Here is a 21626-nt window from a genome sequence, read left to right as displayed (position 1 = left end):
AGTGTCATGTATATGTTTATGACTTATCATATGATGGTTAAGTGCAATGCGTACTACACATTAGCCTAATTATGCAGAGTTTATTTTAAGAGATAAGAAAAACATGGCACAGATCGGAAGTGCCATGTTTTCTTGTTAGTACTGAGTTATCGATTTAACAAACTTCCTACATAGCGCAGCAGTTCATTAGCAGATACTGAATTGTATCCATGCTCATCAATCAATCGAGCCACTACTTCATTTACTTTCTTCAGCTGCTGCTCATCTGGTGTTTTAGTGGACGTTGTAATTTTCACTACGTCTTTTAAATCCGCAAACAATTTTTTCTGAATCGCTTCGCGTAAGCGCTCATGGGAATTATAATCAAATCGTTTTCCTTTACGTGCATAAGCCGAAATACGAATTAAGATTTCTTCGCGGAATGCTTTTTTTGCATTTTCTGAAATACCAATTTGTTCTTCAATTGAACGCATTAATTTATCATCTGGATTTAACTCTTCTCCTGTTAGCGGATCACGAAGCTTATTTTTGTTGCAGTATGCTTCGACATTATCTAAATAATTATCCATTAATGTTTTAGCGGACTCTTCATACGAATAAACGAACGCTTTTTGCACTTCTTTTTTAGCAATTTCATCATATTCTTTACGCGCCAGAGAAATATAATTCAGGTAACGCTCTCGATCCTCAGCAGAAATAGACGCATGCTGTGCTAACCCTTCTTTCAATGAACGCAGTACATCTAATGCATTGATTGATTTAATATCTTTTCGAATGATGGTAGATGAAATGCGATTAATGACATAACGAGGATCAATACCACTCATTCCTTCATCCGTATACTCTTTTTGTAACTCTTCTACGTCTGCATCGTTATAGCCTTCTACAGATTGACCGTCGTATAGGCGCATTTTCTTTAATAAATCGATATCGCCTTTTTTAGGCTCTTTTAATCTCGTTAATGTAGTAAAGATAGACGCAATACGTAACGTATGAGGGGCAATATGAACATCTGATACGTCACTTTCACGAATCATTTTGTCATAAATTTTTTCCTCATCACTCACTTTTAAGTTATATGGAACAGGCATTACAATAATTCGTGAATGCAAAGCTTCATTTTTCTTATTGGAAATAAACGAGCGATACTCTGTTTCATTTGTATGCGCTACGATTAATTCATCTGCACTAATTAAAGCAAATCTTCCTGCTTTAAAGTTTCCTTCTTGGGTTAAAGAGAGTAAATGCCATAAAAATTTCTCATCACATTTTAACATCTCCTGGAACTCCATCATTCCCCGGTTTGCTTTATTAAGCTCTCCGTCAAAGCGGTAAGCACGCGGATCTGACTCAGATCCATACTCTGCAATTGTTGAAAAGTCAATGCTTCCTGTTAGGTCGGCAATGTCTTGAGATTTCGGATCAGAAGGACTGAACGTTCCAATTCCAGTTCGTTTGTCCTCTGAGAAGAAAATGCGTTCGATAATGACGTCTTCAATTCTGCCGCCATACTCTTCCTCTAATCGCATTGTATTTAAAGGAGATAAGTTTCCTTCGATTCGGATACCATACTCTTCAAAGAAGTCTTTACGTAAATGATGTGGAATTAAATGCAGCGGATCTTCATGCATTGGGCATCCTTTAATAGCGTAAACAGCTCCTCGATCAGTAAGCGAATAAGCTTCAAGCCCTCTTTTTAACATGGTCACTAGCGTCGATTTACCACCACTTACTGGACCCATTAAAAGTAAAATACGTTTACGAACATCTAAACGCTTTGCAGCTGGATGAAAATATTCTTCCACCAAGCGTTCTAGCGAATCTTCAAGTCCAAACATTTGTCCACTGAAAAATTTATAATGTCTTTTACCATTTACCTCTTCAATTCCTGCATCCTTTATCATGTTGTATACTCTAGAGTGTGCAGGCTGAGCAATTAAAGGCTCATCTTTAATCAGCTTTAGGTACTCTTCAAATGTCCCTTCCCACTTAAGACGATTCTCTTCTTCGCGGTATCTTTCAACTTTCTTTAATATATCCATTAAAGGACCTCCCCTACTAGTTATGGTGCTAGTGAACAAGATTAATACAATCTATGCAGCAAAATGTTTGAACATGCTTTTTAAATTGTAAAATTCAGAAATTTGTCCTTGCTAGGCATTCACAGTGAAGTATTTATTAGCTATAATAAAAGAGTAAGAAGGAACGGTTAAACTTTGTTAGAGAACTTATGTCTCTAGAAGAGTTATTTTGTCATTATTATCATCATGGGATATGGGAAGTCGGTTTTAACTGCAGTAGCTGTATAATCCTTTTAATTACATTGAGGAGGAAAATCAATGCGCTTACTTTTAGTATTAGGAGTAACAATTGCTTTTTTAGCATCCATCTTCAGAGCGGGATATAATGATAAACCGGGCGTTAAAAAATAACCACTACATATCATCGTCGACATAAATAAAAAAGCGAGGTTCAATAAAATTTGAACCTCGCTTTTTACTTAAGATAAACCAGCATAATTTTGTTGACGCAGCGCTTCATAGATTAAAATAGCTGCTGTATTAGATAAATTTAAAGAACGAACATTTTCTGTCATCGGTAAACGAAGACATCTTTCCATGTTCTCTTCAATAATGTGCTTTGGCAGACCCTTTGTTTCTCTTCCAAATACGAAGAAATGATCCTGCTCTAAGTCACTATAATCAAATGTTGTATGTGGCTGCTGACCAAATTTTGTGATGAAGTAGAAACCTGCTTCAGGATACTTTTCGAATACTTCTTCTAATGAATCATGATACACCACATTTACAAATTCCCAGTAATCCAATCCAGCTCGCTTTAACATTTTATCATCTGTTGAAAAGCCTAACGGCCGAACTAAATGCAGCGTCGTATTTGTTGCTGCACATGTTCGCGCAATATTTCCTGTATTTGCTGGAATTTCTGGTTGAAATAACACTACGTGTACTCCCACAAATTTTCACCTCTGCTAACAAATCTATTCATCATTATACCACTAACTTGCTAAAACGAAAGACTTACCGATCAACGATATGGAAAAAATCATACTTAATCTTTGGCGTGTAAGCCGTTGAATCTTCATAGGCCCAATATCTCATTCGACTATTATACGTGTTCGCATTCACAAGAGGCATACCGTGACCGTCTTTTGCTACAACAATCGTCGTATGATTCCATCTTCCATCTCCTTCAAAATCGTAGCAGATAACGTCTCCCGGGACAAGTTCTCTTGCTGAAGATTTCCTCACAGCCCGAAGTCCTGATTTAGAGTTACTTAAATAGCTGTGCATGGAATGAGCAACTGCCCAGCTATAGCTCCAGGCGTTCCCTCTCATCCACCATCCGTTTGCTTTTTTAGGATATCCCCGCATCGGCGCCTTTCCTGCATGCAAACACTGTGAGATATAGTTGGTGCAGTTTACCTCAAACTGCTTATAACTTTCATTAGGTTTATCCCAATATTTTTCTGCATACTGAACAGCCGCAAGACGATCATAATAAGAGGCTCTTTCTTCGTCTTCCTCTACTTCTTCCACATCCATTTCAACCTCATCTTCAAAAAAGTCCTTTACCAGCAGCTCATCTTGAATAAGCGTATCTTTATAAAAAAGAGCTAAACGATCTTCAATTTCTTCTTCTATATAGAAAAAATCGTTTTGTTTTAAAAATGCCTGAATGTGCACCTTATATAATACTCTAGTTTCTTCCTGATCCGTATGAGCAGATTGAATAGAACCTTTCATATTACATTTTAAAACATCAACTTGTCTTTTTTTTATAAGAGACCGCTTTAGCTCACACTGCTGTTCAATGAAAGGCTTGAAGTCTTCATGCAGCTCACCTTTTACATAGCTGTCCGCACGTGCTTTAATTAAAGTATATAATACATTCCTTTTTGTTAGCATAATGTCACCACTTTTCTAAGCGTTTATTATACGCTATGACTCATTAGCTAACTTTATCAATAAAAATACGGTTTAGATCTCTTGAAGCATCTCTATACCTTTTGACATTTCTTCAATTACTTCTTGGTCCTTTTCTTTTTCTCTTAAGTTCATAAGTGTATCTAACGCTTCTTTATCGCCAATTTTGCCTAACGCCCATGCCGCTGTTCCTCGAATGACAGGGCGAACGTCATTTTTAATTAACTCAATTAAATCTGGAACGGCGGTTTGATCTTTAAAATGGGCCAGTGCAATAATGGCATTACGCTGAATTGGCTTTTTCCCTCTCCAAGAACCTGAAACATGTCCAAATTTCTCTTTGAACTCACGATTACTCATCGTTAAGAGCGGTTTTAATTTAGGCTTCGCAAGTTCTGGGTCAGGCTCCATCTCAGGGTGAAAATGAAAGTCTTTTCCTTTATTTTCAGGACACACAGTTTGACATGTATCACAGCCATATAAACGATTGCCTAATTTACTTCGAAATTCTTCAGCCAGAAACCCTTTTGTTTGGGTTAAAAAGGCAATGCATCGCTGCGAATTCAGCTGACCGCCTGTTACAAGCGCACCCGTAGGACACGCATCAACGCACTTATTACAAGTACCACAACCGTCCTCTATCGGTTTATCAGGAGGAAACGGGATATCTGTTATCATTTCTCCTAAATACACGTAGGAACCGAATTCAGGTGTAATAATGGCACAGTTCTTACCGCTCCAGCCAATACCAGCTCTTTCTGCTACAGCTCGGTCCGACAGCTCGCCTGTGTCTACCATCGATTGAAGGATAGCTGCAGGTACTTTTTCTTTTATGAAGGTTTCAAGCTTTTGAAGCCTATCACGTAGAACCGTATGATAATCTTGCCCCCAAGAAGCACGGCAAAAGATTCCTCGGCGATCTTCCTTTGTGCTCTTTGGTGCATCCTTTAATTTAGAAGGATACGCAAGTGCAATTGAAATAATAGATCTAGCTTTTGGAACAGCTAATGTGGGATCTACTCTCTTTTCAATATCAGGTTCTTCAAACCCTGAAGCATAACCTAACTCTTGCTGTGCTAACAATCGATTCTTTAACTCATCAAACATAGAAGCACTCGCAAATCCAATCTTATCGATTCCAATCTCTTTGCTGTATGAAATAATTTCTTCCTTCAACTGATACGCATTCATAGTGAGTAATGGCCTCCTTTCTAAGAAATTCTATATATTCATGCATTGAACTGTTTTCTCGCTCAATGAAATGATAGGATGGTATCTATAAACGAACAAATACTAATTATAATAGAAAGGATCAAAAAAATGAACTTTACATTATCGCCCGCTATTAAACAGCTTTGCCCTTCTTTTAAAATGGGAATCATTCAGTATAAAAATATTGAAGTTGGTGATTCTCCTCAAATGCTAAAAGGACGTCTGCGCCTCTTTCAAGAATCCATTTATTTCGACCTTGAGTCAAAAAAAGTAACAGAATTCGAAGGTGTTAGCGAGTGGAGAAAACTTTTCAAAACATTTGGAACTGATCCAAGTAAATACCGTCCTTCTATAGAAGCTTTAATTAGAAGAATAGGAAAACAAACGTATTTGCCTTCTATCAATTCTGCTGTGGACATTAATAACTTTTTTTCATTGCAATATGAAGTCCCAATTGGAATTTATGATTCCTCTAATTTAGAAGGCCCCATCGAATTTACTATCGGTAAAAAAGAAGAGTCTTATGAAGCTCTAAATGAACGTAATATTTCTTTAGAAAATAAAATCATTTCAAAAGATGCCCTAGGAGCTTTCGGAAGCCCTTATGTCGATTCTAACCGAGCGTACGTAACTGAAAAGACAACACAAGCTGTACAGTTCATTTATTTAAAGCCTTCACTTTCAGAAGAACAGGCTTATAAACTAACTAAATCCCTAAGTGACATGTTCATTCAAATTCACGGCGGCGAAGCAACCTATCAAGTCATTAACTGATGTACGTAAATATAGCGTCTATCTTTTCAAGATAGACGCTATATTTACGCTAAAAATAAAAAACGCAACATCTCAGCTTTGAAAGCGAGACACTGCGTTGTGATAACAATATGTATGGAGCGGGTGATGAGAATCGAACTCACGACATCAGCTTGGAAGGCTGAGGTTTTACCACTAAACTACACCCGCAAATATTATCAAAATTTGTCGACCGATAAGTAAAAATAAAAACAGGAATCATCCTGTCAAATAAAGCTAAAGTACCGATGGTCGGGGTCGAACCGACACTCCCGAAGGAACACGATTTTGAGTCCCCAAAACAACTCGAATCTTATTTAGATCTTTAACTTCAACGTTTGTCGAACTTTGTTGTTTTTTCGGTTAACACGATTACCTTTATTATTATGCCTTGTTCCTTTGGAAAAGTCAATCCTATTTATGAACTTTTTTGATTTTTTTTGATTGAACTTTATTGAATTTAGCTTTTCCTAAATTCTTATATTTTGTTATAAGTTCCATTTCATAATTTCTCGCATCTTCTTCTCGATCAAACTCTCCTACAAACTTATATTCAATTTTCCCATCTTGCATAAGTTGCTTATGTTCCGAGTTTCTTCTATTAGTATGTCTTCTACATCTATACCAGACTCCACTTCCTACATAAACAACTTCTTCGTTTAATAGATGAAGATAAACAGTGTATTTATTTACTCTTCTAAGTTCGTTTGGATTAAGCTTGTACTTCTTTATAAGTTGGATTATTTTCTGAAATGTAGTTCCGTAAATATTTGCAATATCTTGGTTTGTCATCTTTATTGACAAATGTCCAATAAGTTCTTCTTTTGTTGGTAACATAAAAAAATCAACCTCCTAGAGTTTTTATATCTAGAAAATTGATTTTGTAAATCAAAATTAAAATAAAATCAGATTATCTTTACTAAGCTTTCAAACGGAACTTGTCCATTCTGAAATAAAGTGTGTCCAGTAACTATTCCACGATCAATTGACCAATAATCTATATTGATACTTACAGCTTCATTGTTTTCTTCTTTTTGTAATCCTAAGATATTCCCTACAGGTGTTAAAGATCTTTTATTATCAAGAAAATCAATTTTATAAGAAATTAATTTTTCATTCTTATGATTTGTTTCTTGGCGAACTTGAAAACACTGGAATTCTATATTTTTATCACTAGCAAAAATCATTTTTGTACTTATTTGTAATTCAGGGAATTTTACTTTTGAAAAGTATTTAACAAATTCTTTTACAACATTTGTTTTAAAAACAACCTCTTTTGAAATCATTTCTTTTCCCCCTTTATAAATTAATTACACCTAAGTACAATTTCTACCCTTTCCCAAATATACCTTTTGAAACAAAATAAAATTAATATTTTATAATACCGTAAATATTGTTGATAATTTCTGATGATTTTTCATTTACCTTACCATGTATAACATTTTTACCAACAAGTTTATAATTATAACCTGGACGGTAAACATCTCCACTAATCTCCATATCTTCCTTATAGTATGGTTTTTTAAAGGAGCCAATTGCGACTAGCATTATTTCTTCTACCTGTTCTTTAAGTAATAAATTTCTTATACTTTCAAAAGATGGACCATAAGTAACATAGTCATCAATTACGCATATTTTTTTCCCTTTTAATTTACCTTTATAATCTGGATTTAAATGAATTGTATCAAGATGTCTACTACAACCTTGAGATATCCGATCGTTACTATCCATATAGGTTGATTTTTTTGCAGGTGTATGACGAATAAACATTTCTTTGCTTCTTCTATTATTTAATAGATATCTAGTACGCTTTACAATGTCATAAATATTATTATCATTTGATCCACTAGAAGATGGAACACTCATCCAATAATCCACATTTCTAAATTCTTCCATACCTATAACCATAGTTAAATAATGGAAATAAACAGCGTATTTATAATGATTGTCATTGTATTTTAATGTTTTTTTATATTTTTCAATCATTTCTCCTTCATTTTCAACTGCAAAATATCTATTAGCATTAGATACTGCAACCAATCTTGTTTTTTCATCTACTTTAAAATTATAAAAAAGTTGATTTTCAAGATTTAATATGTCAATACATTGGAGAACCTGATTAAAGTTCTTTAATTGAAATCCATATTTTTGTATCTTTTCTTCCACACCCTCAATCCACAGTGGATTAATTAAAAGGATCTTATTATTGGCTGCAATACGTATATCTTCATCAACTGAACCAACTAACATAATATTTTTAGGCTGTTCTACAAATTTCCTTGATAATGTTCCTCTTTGTCCATACTTAATTTTACTTAAAACTTCATCAGGGAAATTTTCTTCAATAATTTCTTTATAAAGTTCTTTATTTCTAGTAACCAGTACTACGTCAATTTCTTTATCCTTAATTAAATCTAATAATTCAAAGGATTCCTTTCTTATTTGATTATTCTTATCAAAAAAGACATTTCTAGAAATTAAAAGATAGTACAAGTTCTTCACCCCCTATTAGTAGCATCTATTGCATTAAATTTACTAATGTATTCAATAACTTCCTTATCTAATACCGTAGGGTCATAATAAATAGCTTTATTAAACTGATATCCTTTTCGAACAGTATTTAATGTGCCACTCTTAACACCTGCTTCTATTACAAAAATCTCATTACTTATTTTTGCAATCACAGAATTTCTTTCTAAGAAATTAGATTTATAAGTATTTTCAAATGGACCAACAAGAGAAATTACTAACCCATTATTATTTATAATTTCCTCAAATAATCCTTTATTTTCAACAGGATAAATTTTTTCAAAGGATGTAGGAATTACTGCTATTGTTTTACCTTGGTTCTCTAAAGTTTCTTTATGTACTACTGTATCTATACCCCTAGCTAACCCACTTACTGTAATCCAATTCTTCATTACATATTTTTTTACATATTCTTTAGTTTTCATTATACCGTATTTAGTTGGCTTTCTCGTTCCAATTATAGAAACTTTTAGAATTTTTTCATCTAAGAGATTTAAATTACCATAACAATAGAGAAATAAAGGTTCATCACCTTTTTTAAATAAATAGGCCGGATATTCGTCACTAAATTTGTAGTATATTTTGATATCTCTGCTTTTATATTCTTTCATCTTTTCTGTAAAATGTTTTGAAAATTCTAGAAGTTGGTCAAAATTCTTAGAAAGTTCTTTTTCTTTAGAAGTATAAATATCGAAATATTTATTATGAAAAGGGTGTTTTTGATCATATATTATTGTCAGTATGGAGTCTTCATTTTCGTAAATTCTTTCTAACGTCCTATCAGAAAAACCAAATTGATTTAATAATAAGAGAATGCTCCTTGTATTTTCCTTTTTCAAAAATCCACCTCCCATTAAGATTCTCTTTAATTACAATATACATCAATATTAATTAACTTAAAAACTAAGTAAAGAGAAACCCCAAAAAATTAGTCATTTCTTTGCCCTAAATTATTACTGCTAATTTTGTAGTTCATTGACATCAAAGGAAAAGATTATTAAAATATTAGTTAATTATACTCATAATACTTATATTAGTATTTTGGTGAAAGAGGTAACTTCCAATGACAAGATTAAGAAAAATAAGCTTACCGGCAGATGTGGTTTTAACTGAGGAATTAATATTAAAAAGTTTAAATTCAACTGATTTACACGAACATTTTTCTATTACAGATTTACCACAAGGAATGGTTGGTACTTCAGCAGATTTACCAGCCGCAACAGTTGTTTTTGATTTAGCTGGTTCTACTTTAAGTATTCGAGAGCGTGGTGCTAAAGCATACGCTGCAAATTCCCAAGATCTATTTCGGGGTCTTACTGACAAGATTTATCAACACGGAGGAATAGTAGAAAAATTCCCTGGCGATGGCATAAGTATGCACTTTCCAGCAGTGAATGTAAGTAAAAAAAATGCAATAGTAAGAGCATTTAAAGCTATTCTAGAAATGAATTATTTCCTACGTGTAGAAAATGGAATGAAAAAAGAAGAATACCGTTTTACTTTAAGCTACGGCGATGATACGATAGTTACAAAATTCGGAAATAAACAACATAATGAATTAATTTCTATTGGTCACGCGGTTAACGTGGCACACAAGCTAGAAAAACGCGTAAAAAACGATGGATTTAGCGTTGGAATGGATAATGAGTGTAAAAAAGTTATAGAAACCGAATGGAGTAGTTTGGTTTATCACTTTAGAGTTATGCCTTCTGAACTCTGCAGAGATACGCAAAATCGTGAGGCATGGTACGGGGTGAACCTTCAATGAATCTAGCAAACTCTGATGACTTTAATCGTTTATACGATTATCACAAACATAACTTAGTTTATATTGGAGATTACATTAAGTTCGCAGATGGAAAAGCTGGGGTTGCATTAGGGGCAACTTTAGTGATGCTAGGTTTCTTTGGAAAGGCAGCGAAAAAAAATGGCTTTAGTAACCTCTCTTTTGCAGAATATAGCTTGCTTATTGGAATTATTCCTTTAATAATAGCTTGTGTTTTATTCATCTGGAAAGTTCTTTGGCCAAGATATACGACTACAACAAATGCTTACATGTCGTGGGGTGGAATTGGCAGTTTTCTAACTAGCCAAGACTATGTTAATCATATAGAACAGATAAGAAAAGACCAGTTCCTCCATGATATGGCACACCAAAATTATAGTCTTGCTCAAGTTTGTATAAAGAAATACAGAAATTTACAATTTGGTTTTGTCGCTTTAAGTATAGGTGCAATTATTGAAACCACAAGTTGGTTTTTTATTAAGTAAAAAGATAAACTAATTAAGTTTATCTTTTTACTATGAAATAATGCTATTCTATATCTCTCATTATTTATTCATAACACTCTCTTCTTCAACCCAAACCTTAAACTTTTGAATCTTTCTGATGAAATAGCACACAATCTTTTAGAATAATACTACAATAATAAATAGAAAAAGCCACCATAAGATAGCTTATTTTTGTTAACATATTATTTATAAATCCCTCCTGAAAATTAAACGCTAAAATATATTGGAACATATTTCAATATATTTGTTAAATTTGATATAATTAAACAATAGTTGGAACTAATGAAGGGGGATATATAGTGCAAGCTAGTGCGGTTAAACTTTATGAAGAAACTGAGACAAATGGGGATCAATACACTCTTATGCCAGTTACATCAAATTTAGATGGAGAGTACTATGGCGAGGCTATTGTAAATTATGCTTTAGGTTTAATGTTAAGATTATATTATCAAAAGGAAAAAGAAAATGAATTAGAATCTCTTCATGACCAAAAGTGGGTTCGTGTTAGAGACCTTGAGCAATTCATGAGTGAGAAATATATAGAAGACGAAAGAGAAACTATGGAATACGGAATTTTAGAGTGCCGAGTTCGTGGATACATCAATGTAGACATTTATGATAGCATTAGATATTTTAATTTAACTGAGAAATGCATGAATTTAGATTTATATAAATTTAGAAGCTAAGATTAAAGGACCCATACGATGAAAGTATGGGTTTTTTATTTGATTTTCCTTCAACTCCATTTGGTCAATTGGGTCGGTCGTAGTGTTTAATACTCACCACGTTATTATAGGACTGTCACTGTTTTTTTTCACGGAGGTAGGCGATGCTCTTCACTTGCTACTCCCACTCAATTTGACATTCTATTTCGGCAGTTCCATGATACAAACCGTATGACTCTTCCAACACTTCTCTATTAGTTATTTTCTATGAGATTTAAAATGATTTATCTAATTGAATATTATTTCTAATATCTCTTCAATCGTCTGCATGATCATTACTGTTTGCTTACGTCCTTTACCTTCTGACCATACATCGAGAGTAACAGTAATTTTCTCTCCACTATCTGTCTTACTACCTTCAGCTGATGAAAGCATATGACCGAATGTAACATAAGGAACTACGGTAGATTGAGGTACATAATCATACACACCTGTAACCGCGCTCTTTAACTGCCCCTTATCGTCTGTTTAATATGCTTCGTACAAATCCTAGCGTTACATCTTTGAGATTGTATTGTTCTAATCTTTTATTTGTATTTTGTAAGATGGCAGTTAAATTATCTGTTTTCGTTGAAAAGTAATGAACTAAAGATTCTGCGAGGATGTATTGATATCGGTGAGGTTTGAATAGGTGTCTAACAGATTCGAGAGATTCGACATCATCCAATCGATCATGCTCAATATAATTTTTCAATTTTTAGCACTCCTTTACATGCAAATAAAAAGAGAGCCGAAGCCCTCAATTTGTGAATGATTGAGCATAAGTGATTATGCTACTACACCTTTAGCAACAGCTTGATAGTTATGGCAACATCCATCTAATAATGCTTCTGCTTTAAACGAAACTGAACCGTTAAGAGCTTCAGCTGTTCCAACAACTCGATTAACCTCAATATCTTTAGCGATAGCTAATGTATAACAATCCGCAATAGATGAAAAGATTATTGGTGACTGAGTAAGTGTATCTCCAGGTTGCATAGCTGAACTAATTTCGATTTGATGTTCCCAAAGCGTCGGAATAACTTTCCCGCCAACAGTTTTCGATTTAACTAAGGATTCACCGTTCACTGTGACCTGTGCAACTTTTTCGAAGTATGCTTCAGACATATACCATTTACAATAAGGTCTGTATTCTGAATTAACTTTTAAGTAAAGAGCTCGAAGCATTGATTCAGTTGGAGCAATAGCGAAAGTAACTGATGGCACTAATGAATCAGGAGCAATTCCTTTTAGTCCTTTTACGTTGTCGCCTGTCAAAATCTCTTCTTCGATTTTTTTACCAACACGACGAATAAGCAATTTCTTCGAATGTTCATCCAACCCTTTAGACTCGTTAAGTAAGACGTTCGAAATATTCTGCATTACTCCAACTCGTTTACCTGTTAAAGTATCACGTTCAGCAAGATTTAAGTTAATCATTGGAATGTTTTCACCTTCTAAAACAAAGGCAGCATCATTTAAATCTGTTTCATATGGAATTTTCATATCTGCACCAATTAGCTCAATCTTACGTACACTAGCAACTACATCACTACTACTTTCTAAAAGTTCAGCAATTGGGGCTACTTGTTGTGAAATAGTTGATTGTCCTTCTGTTGTTCCTTGTAAGTTACGTTCTTCATTATTCATTTCTTTTTCCTCCATTTGATTTTTTAATTTTGTAACCTCTTCCTTTAGAGCAGCTAATTTGTCTCTTTCTCTTTGGACTGCATTAGGTAAACCTTTTAGTCCTATCTTCAAACAGCGTTTATCCATATCTTCAGTTCTTCGAACTTCATCTTCTTGTTTCATGATTTGAATTCGAACTTTTCGAATCTGAAGGTCTAAATTTTCTTTTACTTCTTCTTGAATTTCTTCCTTTTCTTCAATTTCTAGAATTTCTGGTTCTTCAACAATTTCAATTGATCTAGCCGCAATAGTAGATTGAGAATAAGCAGGGTTTTTAACAACTGAAACTTCGAATAGTTCAAGTTCTTCGATAGTTCGTTCATAAAGGCCATTTTCAATAGTTCGCCAACTATCTTTAATAGTTCGAAAACCGAATGACATATTTTGATAGATTCGAGATTCAACTAAAGTGTAAGCATCCTTCCCCCAAGAAGTTGGAGCGATAGTTGCGGTCATAAAAAGACCTTGCTCATCTTCTCGAAGTTGTAAAGAACCGTTTCGAGTTGAAGCAAGGATTTTTTTAGAATCATGTTCTGCTAAAAAATCAATGTCTTTATCTGCATTTTTAATTGCCCGAGAGAAGGCTCCTTTAGAAATCTTCTCTTTGAATCTTTTTGTAACTCCTAAAATTTCACTATATTGACCCGTTCGATTTACATATCCTGATACTGTTAGCGAACCATCAAAATTTGCATCTAACTTTGATTGGGCAACTCGTAATTCCATTTTCATATTTCTTTCTCCTTTTCTAAGTCTTCAAAATATTGGGAAGCCAACTCATCTAAGAAAGAAGTTGTTATCTTGCTTCCGCCACATGTTCTGTCTTCGATTTCTAAAAGAATTTTTCCATCTGAACCTTTCAATTTATAAATTCGATCTTTCTTAATCCATCTGGTACTCAACATCTTTCCTCCTGTTACATTAGACTTTATTTTAAAAATTGATCGTACGATCAAATAAAAAGCAAAATAAAAAAAAACGCACCGTAATTGGTGTGCCTCATTTGTAAGGATATCTAGTGCTGATAATCCTACAAAAATCGCTGATAAGTATGTTATCAAGGCTTTTAAGTCAGCAAAGGGAAAATGACAAATGATAACAATTTATTTAACGTCAAAAGAAGACGTCATTATTTAATAATGAGGTGAGCTAGTCTAACAACAAACTAGCTCGTTTTGAAATGTTTGAATACTAACAAAATCGGAGGTTATGTCTGTATTCATGTCGAATGAAGAATTATCACCGTCTATGCGGTGAAAATCGAACAAACAGAGTAACAATTGCTCATATTAAAAACTCGTATTACTAGAAAGGATACTGCGAATAACATGACTAAAAGATTGATCACGTGATCAACCTCTCTATTACATATATATATAACTGGAAGATATAAGACGAATATTTTGATGTTTTTGTAAACCTTTTCAAAAAAAATAAGCCATCTTTCGGCTGCCTTAGATTTCAAAGTTTATCCATTGTTTTAGTAATCTCCTCATTCTAGCAGATGGAACGTAACAATACATTGGTTCATTATTTCTAATACATCCTCGAAATAAAAATTGAATTAAATCTGATATTGCTAATAATTCTTCGTCTACTTCAATTCCTCTGTATGAAAAGAACTGATTTTCGTTTGGATTCATAAATCTATTTATAAGAAATGCTGTGGCTGTTCTATCAGCATAATTATTTGTCGCTCTGGTATTAAAAGGGACAAAATTATCTTTGGAACGATCGTCTTTCTTGTTTAATTTGCATTTTACATTTTTCAAAGATGGAGCGTGATTTTTGAAAGATGTCCAGAACAATTCATCATTGGAAACAGCATTTTGAGTTCTGAAAATAGAAACTAAATTTTTTCTAAGCTGCTCTATCTGTTTAGTATCAGCCTTATCATACCAGCTTTTAGACAATGCTTTTTCTGGATTATTTTTCTTATTTAAGTAATTTGAGTTCATTCTGCTAACTGACTTTCCATTTTGATAATCCTTGTAAATTTTAAGGAGTTGTCCAATTTCATATCTTGGTTCCAAACACTTATCGTATTTTGTAAGCTCATAATTCCCGTTCTTATTTTTAAGAACTGAATGCTTCTTGTAATCAATTTCTTTCATTTCGTAATAGTATTTCTGAATTTGACCATCAAATAAATAAGTCAGTATAAAAATTTCTTTAAATGACTTGAAGTTACTTACAGGCATTGTCCAAAATATGATCGAATTGTTATGAAGAAATAGATTTTTCTTTTGACTTAGAAGTTTTATATCATTGAATTTCTTACCCTGGTAGAGAGGATCTAGCCAAGTTATTTGTCCATCTTCTTCGATTTTAATAAGATTAGAATCTCTCATAACTCTAATATCATCTTTATCAATCTCATTAAGAGTATCAAGAACATTTGCAACTTCATCCATAATAAGAACATATTTTTCTCTTTTAATGTTAAGAAGAATTTCTACATCTAATCGAGCAAATAGCTCATGAGTCATTACAATGTTCAAACCTTCTTCTACGAGTTCTTTAACATGATTTATCTTCTTACCTTTACCAAGCTTAGAACTCGGCTCGTGGAATTCTAGAAGTGTTTGGTCTTTAATTCGTTGAACTTCTGTCAAGAAAGGAGTTACATATATAAATAATTTATCTGTATGCTCGTTCATATATTGGATTGCATAGCTTGTTTTCCCGGCACCACAAATTGCATCAATTACTTTAATCGTCATATCTTATTCCTCCGATAGGTTTATTTCTCACAAAGTATTTATATCTGTTGAAATAAATCTGTAAATCAATCAGAGAAACTTTTTATAATTAATTTTTCTGCAGCACTACTATCGTAAGACTTTTTTCTCGAACCCTAACGGGATTCTCGAAGCAAAAAACTTTATATTATTCTTTTTTACGGAAAAGTCCTGAAAGTCTTGGTGCGTAAGACTTCGTGGACAAGGTTTGCACAGTTTTTGTGCAATATTAAATTACATGCTTGGACAACCGAAGGTTGAACAAAGAAAACCTTACGGTAGTAGTGCTGCAAGATTATCAAATTGTGGATATTTAATAAAACTAAAATTTTATGTAAAAAAGAAAGACCGAGCATTAAGCCCAGCCTGTTGGTGTTACTTCTACATAGTCTCCACTTGGCATATAACGATAATATCTTGATTTCCTTGGCTCCTTTGGATTAAGAGTCCCGATACTATACCGGTTTCGCTCTTTTTCTAATACGTCTTCTGTTAAATTACTAACTGCTAAAAGTCTTCCTCCTATTTCGTCAAACCTTTCATCAGCTTCCTTTTTGAACAGACGATTCATCATTGCTCGATGGGTATACCAATTCTTATCTGTTGGCTTCTTATACTTTACTCTACTACCAAACTTTTGAAATAAAATGGCCATATCCACTATGTCTCTTACAGGAACTTCATGAAGAAATTCTCTCGGGAAACGTCCCCATCGTTGTTCTTCTTCATTAAATTCATAATGATTCCAATCATAAGCAGATACTAAAAGAATAATAGATTTTGAGTTTTGATTATTTTTCATATTTGTAACCTCCAGTAGTGTTGTTGTTTACGCTACTGTTATATCGGAACATACGTTTGGTGTAAAGCAATAATGTGACAAATTTGTGAACAAATAAAAAAAATAAGCCCTGCTATTTTAGCAAGAGCTTATTCATAGTCTAAAATGAACTCATTTTCTTCATCGAATTCTGAAACGTTCTTTAGCGTATTTGGTACCTGATTCACTGGAGATGAACTTGAGTAGATAGCAGAAGCTAAAGTAATAAGTGACGAAAAAACAAAAATCCAACCAGCACAATATAGAACTTTTTTCATTATAATTTTCCTCTCATTTTAAAAAGATACAAGCGTATACGTTGCTTTTATAATCTAGCCATTCACCAAACTGAGTCTAATTTTCTTGTAGAACATTATAGAATCATGACTTTATGCCAAATTCATCCAAGGACGTTGATGTAATACTATTGAGTCATTCCATACAAATCAAACTCGTCTTTGTGAAAGTCAGTTTGATTAAATGAGAAACCAATTACTTTCCCATTCGAATCCGATTTAACTGTAATTCCCATGTCAGTTAATCTTTTAATGCTATATTCTAAGCTTAGTGATTTATCAGCTTTGTTGTTTATGTTCCAAGTTACAATAGATTCATTTTCATCATTACTGACTTTGAAGCGATAACCACTTTCTGTATATTTATGAATGTCAGTTATATTGTTTTGGATTATGTACTTTGTATCATCATGTTCTTCTTTCTGTTGTTGTTTATACTCTTGTTCTTGTTTTTCCATTGCTTGTTTTTGTTGTTCTTCAAGAATTTTTTTAGCCTCTTCGCTTGGTCTGACATCAACTACAGTACCTTCATTATCAATTAATAATTCGTAGCAGCCATTTAATAAATTTGTTGCAGATTTCTCTATTATGTCATTACGACCGGATATGCTTTCATTAAAGCTAACAGGTTGTCCATTTTGCATAAGCAATTTCCATCCGTTCTTTTGAACAACTTTAATATTATTAATATCTGTTTCAGTATCATTAGCATCCATAATATTTATTGGTGAAGTTGAATACCACCTTGATACTTTGTTTTCTTCTTTCTTAAAGGATGGTTCACTATTCTTACTAGTAGCATCACTTGAAGTCTGTTGGGAATCCTTATACACTATTATTCCAAATATAAAAATAACAACACATATCACCCATATTTTCCATCGATTCTTCATCTTTATCCCCTGTCTCTTTTTTAAATTAATTTTAACAAAAAAGGATAGCCTTGTAAGTAAGTCACTACACTTTTAGATATGCAAAGAAGTCGGGAAATAATGAGAAATAAAGCTCTAAAAACATTGTTATATCAACGATATATAAAATCGTACATAAACGATAAAAATCGAACTCCTAAGAACGCTTATATACCAACGTTTCCGAAGATATATAATTTCCTAGAAGCTTTATTATGTGAACTAATTTTGAATACCTTATTCTATTTTTTGTATGTTTCATCTTGAACTCTGTTTATTTATTTTGATAAGAAGTTGATTTATTTCATCTTTTGCTGAAATGATTTTATCAAGTCGTTTATAGACTTCATCTAATCGATTATTAAGTTGATCAAAATTATGATTCATTTCTAGAGGAATTTGATTAATCTGTTCTTTCAATTCTACCTTTGATTTTTGAAGCTCTTTTTTTATTATCTCTTCCACATTGTTAACCTCCTTATTCATAAAAATATTTTAGGTAATTTTATTATAAAATCTTACTTTTAGAGATTTTCACTGTATTCTTTTAATTACACATTAAACCTAAATAAAAAATCATTACAGGCTGATTTAGAGCCTCTAAGAGCTATTCTATATCAATTTAATAGATTAAATTATCATCCTCTAACCAATTATATAACTTATCACTTGGATAAGAATTTATTTTGGCATGAGATAGATCTTTCATAACCTCTTGATAGTCAGCAAACTCCTCTGAATGTTTATAATCTGAGTTATTACATATTTTTTCAATACATTTGAAAGCAAACCCTCTTATATTTTCTTGTGGTACTTTAAGGTATCGTCCACTTTCAATAGTATCATTAACAAACTTTCCTATAAGGATATTCCATTGTTTTTTAGACCACCTACCAATTGTGAATTCAGAATAAAATTCATTACAGGCATCTCTTAATAATTCTCTGAATTCTGCTGGTTCTAAAGGTTTCTTGAAATTACAATTGTAATTAATATTAATATTATTATTTTTATCTTTTTCTTTTTTATTTTTTTCTTTAATACTTGAGCCTTTTTGTACAGGCTTGCCTTTCTCTTTTAGCATTACTAGGTTTTCCTTTTTGTCATACCTAGGAGTGACCTTTTGTACTACTGCTTCTTGGTTTGATGTATTTTCTAGGTCTTCCTTTTTGTCAGAGCTGGAGTTTACTTCATTAAATAATTCTTGAACAATTTTATCAGTAATATAAAAATATTTCTTTGATGGAACACCCATTATTTTAGTTTCTATGTAGCCTGCTTGTTCTAAGTCCTTAACAGCCTTTAATTGTTGCTTATAGGTCAAAGCAGTCTCTTCTTGTAATGTTTCGCTGGTTAGAAAGAAATATTCTTTTTTATCTTTTATAGTGAGCATTCCTTTTCCATTAAAGCTTTCATAACTTGCACAGAGTTGTCCAAAGATAATTGCTGCATTTACTGATACCGTTTTAGCTAATTGTTTGTTATACATAACAAAACCTTTACCACTTAAAACTGACATTAATTTCATACTCTCTATCTCCCTATTGACACAGAAGAAAATACCTTGATATTATGTCCATATAGAAGGATATTCTTCTGCTTTTTCTTTAGAGATGGTAGAGCCGCTAAACTCAATTACCATCTCTTATTTAATTATAATATTTTTCTGAATATTCGTGAAATTAAAATTTCAATCCTTTTAAGGCTCCATGTAATTTATGTTTGGACTCTAAATCCTGCCCCCACATATGAACATACTTTTTTGTAACGGTTATATCTGAATGACCAAGTAAATGCATTAGAGAAAAAGCATCTACTCCCGCAAGTATCATTCTTTTCGCCATAGTATGTCTAAATGTATGAGGACTTACCCTTTTATTTATATTTGCTGTATTTCCATACTTAGCAAATCTTTTTTGAATACTGTGAGGCTGTAATTCAAGATTATCTTGACTAATAAACAATTTATTTATTCCTTCTATCTCTCCCCTTATCTCTATATATCTTCTCAATTGTTCTTGAGTTATTTCAGAAAGGTAAACCGTTCTTTCAAATAAATTTTTAGTTTTTCTTATTATAATTTTATTTCCTCTAACGTCTCCAACTTCAATGCCTACCAATTCTGATAACCTAATTCCTGTATCAAGGAAAACAAGTAGCATTACTTCATCCCTAAAAGAAACAAATGTTTTCTGCTTTCTTATTACTTTTACTAATAGCTCTATCTCTTTATTATCTAAAGTCTCAATCGTTTTTTGACGATCTCTCAATAGTTTAATGTTTTGCATCGGATTCTTATCAATTAGCTTATTTTTAGAAAGATAATTATAAAATGAACGAAGTGCACGTAATCGAGTATTTATGCTCGTGATCTTGATAGATTGTTTACTCGTCAGAATAAAGTTCTCAATATCTTTCTGCTGGCATTCAACTAATTGTTTATCTGTACGCCTTCTAAATGCCTGAAATTCGTTCTTATAATACTCAATAGTGGCAGGCCTTAAATTCCTTAGATAGCAGTCTCTGAAGAATTTTTCAAATGCTTCTTCATCGTTTACTTTCTTTTTAATAATATTTAATTCTTTTTCATTTAACTCTCCACGTCTACTCATAAAAACCTCCTATACACACGATTCGGTGCACACGATTTTGGCTTATTTTTGTCGTGTTAAGAAAAAACAAAAAAGACTTCAACGTATTCGTTGAAGCCTTGTCATTATAAGATTCATATGTAACCAAATGGTACCGATGGTCGGGGTCGAACCGACACTCCCGAAGGAACACGATTTTGAGTCGTGCGCGTCTGCCAATTCCGCCACATCGGCAAAATAAAAAAGGCAAGTTAAAATTATAAATGGTGCCGAGGGCCGGACTTGAACCGGCACGGTAGTCACCTACCGCAGGATTTTAAGTCCTGTGTGTCTGCCAATTCCACCACCCCGGCAGCTTGTAAATAAATGGAGGCGGCAACCGGATTTGAACCGGTGATAAAGGTTTTGCAGACCTCTGCCTTACCACTTGGCTATGCCGCCATTTACTCAAGACTAAATAACTTTATTAAAATTGGAGCGGAAGACGAGGTTCGAACTCGCGACCCCCACCTTGGCAAGGTGGTGTTCTACCACTGAACTACTTCCGCATATATGGCTGGGCTAGCTGGATTCGAACCAACGCATGACGGAATCAAAATCCGTTGCCTTACCGCTTGGCGATAGCCCAATATTGAAATATGCATATCGTTTATAAATGGGGCGACTGATGGGAATCGAACCCACGAATGCCGGAACCACAATCCGGTGCGTTAACCACTTCGCCACAATCGCCACGTATATATGCAATGTTATTTTTATAATTGGCAGGGGCAGTAGGAATCGAACCCACACTGACGGTTTTGGAGACCGTAGTTCTACCTTTAAACTATGCCCCTGTAAATGGTGGAGGGGGGCAGATTCGAACTGCCGAACCCGAAGGAGCGGATTTACAGTCCGCCGCGTTTAGCCACTTCGCTACCCCTCCACAATAAATGGTGCCGGCAAGAGGACTTGAACCCCCAACCTACTGATTACAAGTCAGTTGCTCTACCAGTTGAGCTACACCGGCATTTTAAAAACAAATGTTTTTAAAATGGTGGCTCGGGACGGAATCGAACCGCCGACACAAGGATTTTCAGTCCTTTGCTCTACCAACTGAGCTACC

Annotated in this window: 21 protein-coding genes, 11 tRNA genes and 1 pseudogene; 4 read left to right on the top strand and 29 right to left on the bottom strand. The window is 33.5% G+C overall.

The window, feature by feature from the left end:
- Nucleotides 1-146 precede the first annotated feature (146 nt).
- The 4 genes from ACFX4N_RS28985 to queG all read right to left on the bottom strand — a co-directional run bounded on the left by ACFX4N_RS28985 (nt 147) and on the right by queG (nt 5135).
- Entirely contained in the window at nt 147-2042 is a 1896-nt protein-coding gene (locus ACFX4N_RS28985) for a PrkA family serine protein kinase (protein ID WP_013055179.1), read from the bottom strand.
- 458 nt (nt 2043-2500) lie between these two features.
- Nucleotides 2501-2974 (bottom strand): tRNA (uridine(34)/cytosine(34)/5-carboxymethylaminomethyluridine(34)-2'-O)-methyltransferase TrmL, encoded by a 474-nt coding sequence (gene trmL / locus ACFX4N_RS28980; protein ID WP_016762878.1) that lies wholly within the window; start codon nt 2972-2974, stop codon nt 2501-2503.
- Between the two features lie 64 nt (nt 2975-3038).
- On the bottom strand, nt 3039-3926 hold the full coding sequence (locus tag ACFX4N_RS28975) for an amidase domain-containing protein (RefSeq protein WP_192101335.1): 888 nt from the start codon (nt 3924-3926) through the stop codon (nt 3039-3041).
- Nucleotides 3927-3998: 72 nt separating this feature from the next.
- Nucleotides 3999-5135: a tRNA epoxyqueuosine(34) reductase QueG gene (gene queG / locus ACFX4N_RS28970; protein WP_192101336.1), complete on the bottom strand. Its 1137-nt coding sequence runs from the start codon at nt 5133-5135 to the stop codon at nt 3999-4001.
- 129 nt (nt 5136-5264) lie between these two features.
- Here queG and ACFX4N_RS28965 point away from each other — a divergent pair, with 129 nt between their 5' ends.
- The gene (locus ACFX4N_RS28965; RefSeq protein WP_029325270.1) at nt 5265-5930 is read left to right on the top strand and encodes a B3/B4 domain-containing protein; all 666 of its coding nucleotides are present in this window, start codon (nt 5265-5267) and stop codon (nt 5928-5930) included.
- Between the two features lie 115 nt (nt 5931-6045).
- Here the strand turns inward: ACFX4N_RS28965 and ACFX4N_RS28960 are convergent.
- The 5 genes from ACFX4N_RS28960 to ACFX4N_RS28940 all read right to left on the bottom strand — a co-directional run bounded on the left by ACFX4N_RS28960 (nt 6046) and on the right by ACFX4N_RS28940 (nt 9316).
- Nucleotides 6046-6119, bottom strand: a tRNA-Gly gene (locus ACFX4N_RS28960).
- Between the two features lie 243 nt (nt 6120-6362).
- Nucleotides 6363-6785, bottom strand: coding sequence for a hypothetical protein (locus ACFX4N_RS28955; RefSeq protein WP_377263568.1), 423 nt, complete (start codon nt 6783-6785; stop codon nt 6363-6365).
- Nucleotides 6786-6853: 68 nt separating this feature from the next.
- Nucleotides 6854-7234, bottom strand: a complete 381-nt coding sequence (locus ACFX4N_RS28950; RefSeq protein WP_377263566.1) for a hypothetical protein — start codon at nt 7232-7234, stop codon at nt 6854-6856.
- An 82-nt stretch (nt 7235-7316) separates the two neighbouring features.
- Complete coding sequence (locus tag ACFX4N_RS28945) at nt 7317-8441, bottom strand: hypothetical protein (RefSeq protein ID WP_377263564.1); 1125 nt, start codon at nt 8439-8441, stop codon at nt 7317-7319.
- 5 nt (nt 8442-8446) lie between these two features.
- Nucleotides 8447-9316 carry a DNA-processing protein DprA gene (locus ACFX4N_RS28940; RefSeq protein WP_377263563.1) on the bottom strand — a complete coding sequence of 290 codons (870 nt, stop codon included), beginning with the start codon at nt 9314-9316 and terminating at the stop codon, nt 8447-8449.
- A 224-nt stretch (nt 9317-9540) separates the two neighbouring features.
- Here ACFX4N_RS28940 and ACFX4N_RS28935 point away from each other — a divergent pair, with 224 nt between their 5' ends.
- From ACFX4N_RS28935 to ACFX4N_RS28925, 3 genes are all read left to right on the top strand, one after another.
- Nucleotides 9541-10245, top strand: coding sequence for a hypothetical protein (locus ACFX4N_RS28935; RefSeq protein WP_377263561.1), 705 nt, complete (start codon nt 9541-9543; stop codon nt 10243-10245).
- Nucleotides 10242-10748, top strand: a complete 507-nt coding sequence (locus ACFX4N_RS28930) for a Pycsar system effector family protein (protein ID WP_377263559.1) — start codon at nt 10242-10244, stop codon at nt 10746-10748. Before ACFX4N_RS28935 ends, ACFX4N_RS28930 begins: the two co-directional genes overlap by 4 nt.
- A 320-nt stretch (nt 10749-11068) precedes the next feature.
- Nucleotides 11069-11455: a hypothetical protein gene (locus tag ACFX4N_RS28925; protein ID WP_377263557.1), complete on the top strand. Its 387-nt coding sequence runs from the start codon at nt 11069-11071 to the stop codon at nt 11453-11455.
- 267 nt (nt 11456-11722) lie between these two features.
- Here ACFX4N_RS28925 and ACFX4N_RS28920 read toward each other — a convergent pair.
- The 20 genes and pseudogenes from ACFX4N_RS28920 to ACFX4N_RS28825 all read right to left on the bottom strand — a co-directional run.
- Nucleotides 11723-11935 (bottom strand): annotated as a pseudogene (locus ACFX4N_RS28920) (DUF3168 domain-containing protein); the annotation flags it as partial.
- Nucleotides 11936-12262: 327 nt separating this feature from the next.
- Nucleotides 12263-13894 (bottom strand): HK97 family phage prohead protease, encoded by a 1632-nt coding sequence (locus ACFX4N_RS28915; RefSeq protein ID WP_377263555.1) that lies wholly within the window; start codon nt 13892-13894, stop codon nt 12263-12265.
- The gene (locus ACFX4N_RS28910; RefSeq protein WP_377263553.1) at nt 13891-14064 is read right to left on the bottom strand and encodes a hypothetical protein; all 174 of its coding nucleotides are present in this window, start codon (nt 14062-14064) and stop codon (nt 13891-13893) included. Before ACFX4N_RS28910 ends, ACFX4N_RS28915 begins: the two co-directional genes overlap by 4 nt.
- Nucleotides 14065-14616: 552 nt before the next feature.
- Nucleotides 14617-15885 (bottom strand): DEAD/DEAH box helicase family protein, encoded by a 1269-nt coding sequence (locus ACFX4N_RS28905; RefSeq protein ID WP_377263552.1) that lies wholly within the window; start codon nt 15883-15885, stop codon nt 14617-14619.
- Between the two features lie 373 nt (nt 15886-16258).
- On the bottom strand, nt 16259-16705 hold the full coding sequence (locus ACFX4N_RS28900) for a hypothetical protein (protein ID WP_377263551.1): 447 nt from the start codon (nt 16703-16705) through the stop codon (nt 16259-16261).
- 128 nt (nt 16706-16833) lie between these two features.
- Nucleotides 16834-17001: a hypothetical protein gene (locus ACFX4N_RS28895; RefSeq protein WP_261591209.1), complete on the bottom strand. Its 168-nt coding sequence runs from the start codon at nt 16999-17001 to the stop codon at nt 16834-16836.
- Between the two features lie 146 nt (nt 17002-17147).
- A complete protein-coding gene (locus ACFX4N_RS28890) occupies nt 17148-17912 on the bottom strand; it encodes a hypothetical protein (RefSeq protein WP_377263550.1) in 765 nt (254 codons plus the stop codon).
- Between the two features lie 276 nt (nt 17913-18188).
- Nucleotides 18189-18395 (bottom strand): hypothetical protein, encoded by a 207-nt coding sequence (locus ACFX4N_RS28885; RefSeq protein ID WP_377263548.1) that lies wholly within the window; start codon nt 18393-18395, stop codon nt 18189-18191.
- 157 nt (nt 18396-18552) lie between these two features.
- Entirely contained in the window at nt 18553-19458 is a 906-nt protein-coding gene (locus tag ACFX4N_RS28880) for a hypothetical protein (RefSeq protein WP_377263546.1), read from the bottom strand.
- 154 nt (nt 19459-19612) lie between these two features.
- Nucleotides 19613-20542, bottom strand: a complete 930-nt coding sequence (locus ACFX4N_RS28875) for a tyrosine-type recombinase/integrase (protein ID WP_377263544.1) — start codon at nt 20540-20542, stop codon at nt 19613-19615.
- A gap of 128 nt (nt 20543-20670) precedes the next feature.
- Nucleotides 20671-20755: transfer RNA gene (locus tag ACFX4N_RS28870), tRNA-Leu, on the bottom strand.
- Between the two features lie 30 nt (nt 20756-20785).
- A tRNA-Leu gene (locus ACFX4N_RS28865) sits at nt 20786-20874 on the bottom strand.
- A 14-nt stretch (nt 20875-20888) separates the two neighbouring features.
- Nucleotides 20889-20962 (bottom strand) — tRNA-Cys (locus ACFX4N_RS28860).
- Between the two features lie 32 nt (nt 20963-20994).
- Nucleotides 20995-21069 (bottom strand) — tRNA-Gly (locus ACFX4N_RS28855).
- Nucleotides 21070-21074: 5 nt separating this feature from the next.
- Nucleotides 21075-21149 (bottom strand) — tRNA-Gln (locus tag ACFX4N_RS28850).
- Between the two features lie 28 nt (nt 21150-21177).
- Nucleotides 21178-21253, bottom strand: a tRNA-His gene (locus ACFX4N_RS28845).
- 30 nt (nt 21254-21283) lie between these two features.
- Nucleotides 21284-21357 (bottom strand) — tRNA-Trp (locus ACFX4N_RS28840).
- Nucleotides 21358-21362: 5 nt separating this feature from the next.
- Nucleotides 21363-21446, bottom strand: a tRNA-Tyr gene (locus ACFX4N_RS28835).
- 8 nt (nt 21447-21454) lie between these two features.
- Nucleotides 21455-21530 (bottom strand) — tRNA-Thr (locus ACFX4N_RS28830).
- Nucleotides 21531-21555: 25 nt separating this feature from the next.
- A tRNA-Phe gene (locus ACFX4N_RS28825) sits at nt 21556-21625 on the bottom strand.
- Between the last annotated feature and the right edge of the window lies 1 nt (nt 21626).

The sequence above is a fragment of the Priestia sp. YIM B13551 genome, from assembly GCF_042787905.1.
Lineage (GTDB): Bacteria > Bacillota > Bacilli > Bacillales > Bacillaceae_H > Priestia.
This window is presented reverse-complemented; position numbering and strand designations above follow the sequence as displayed.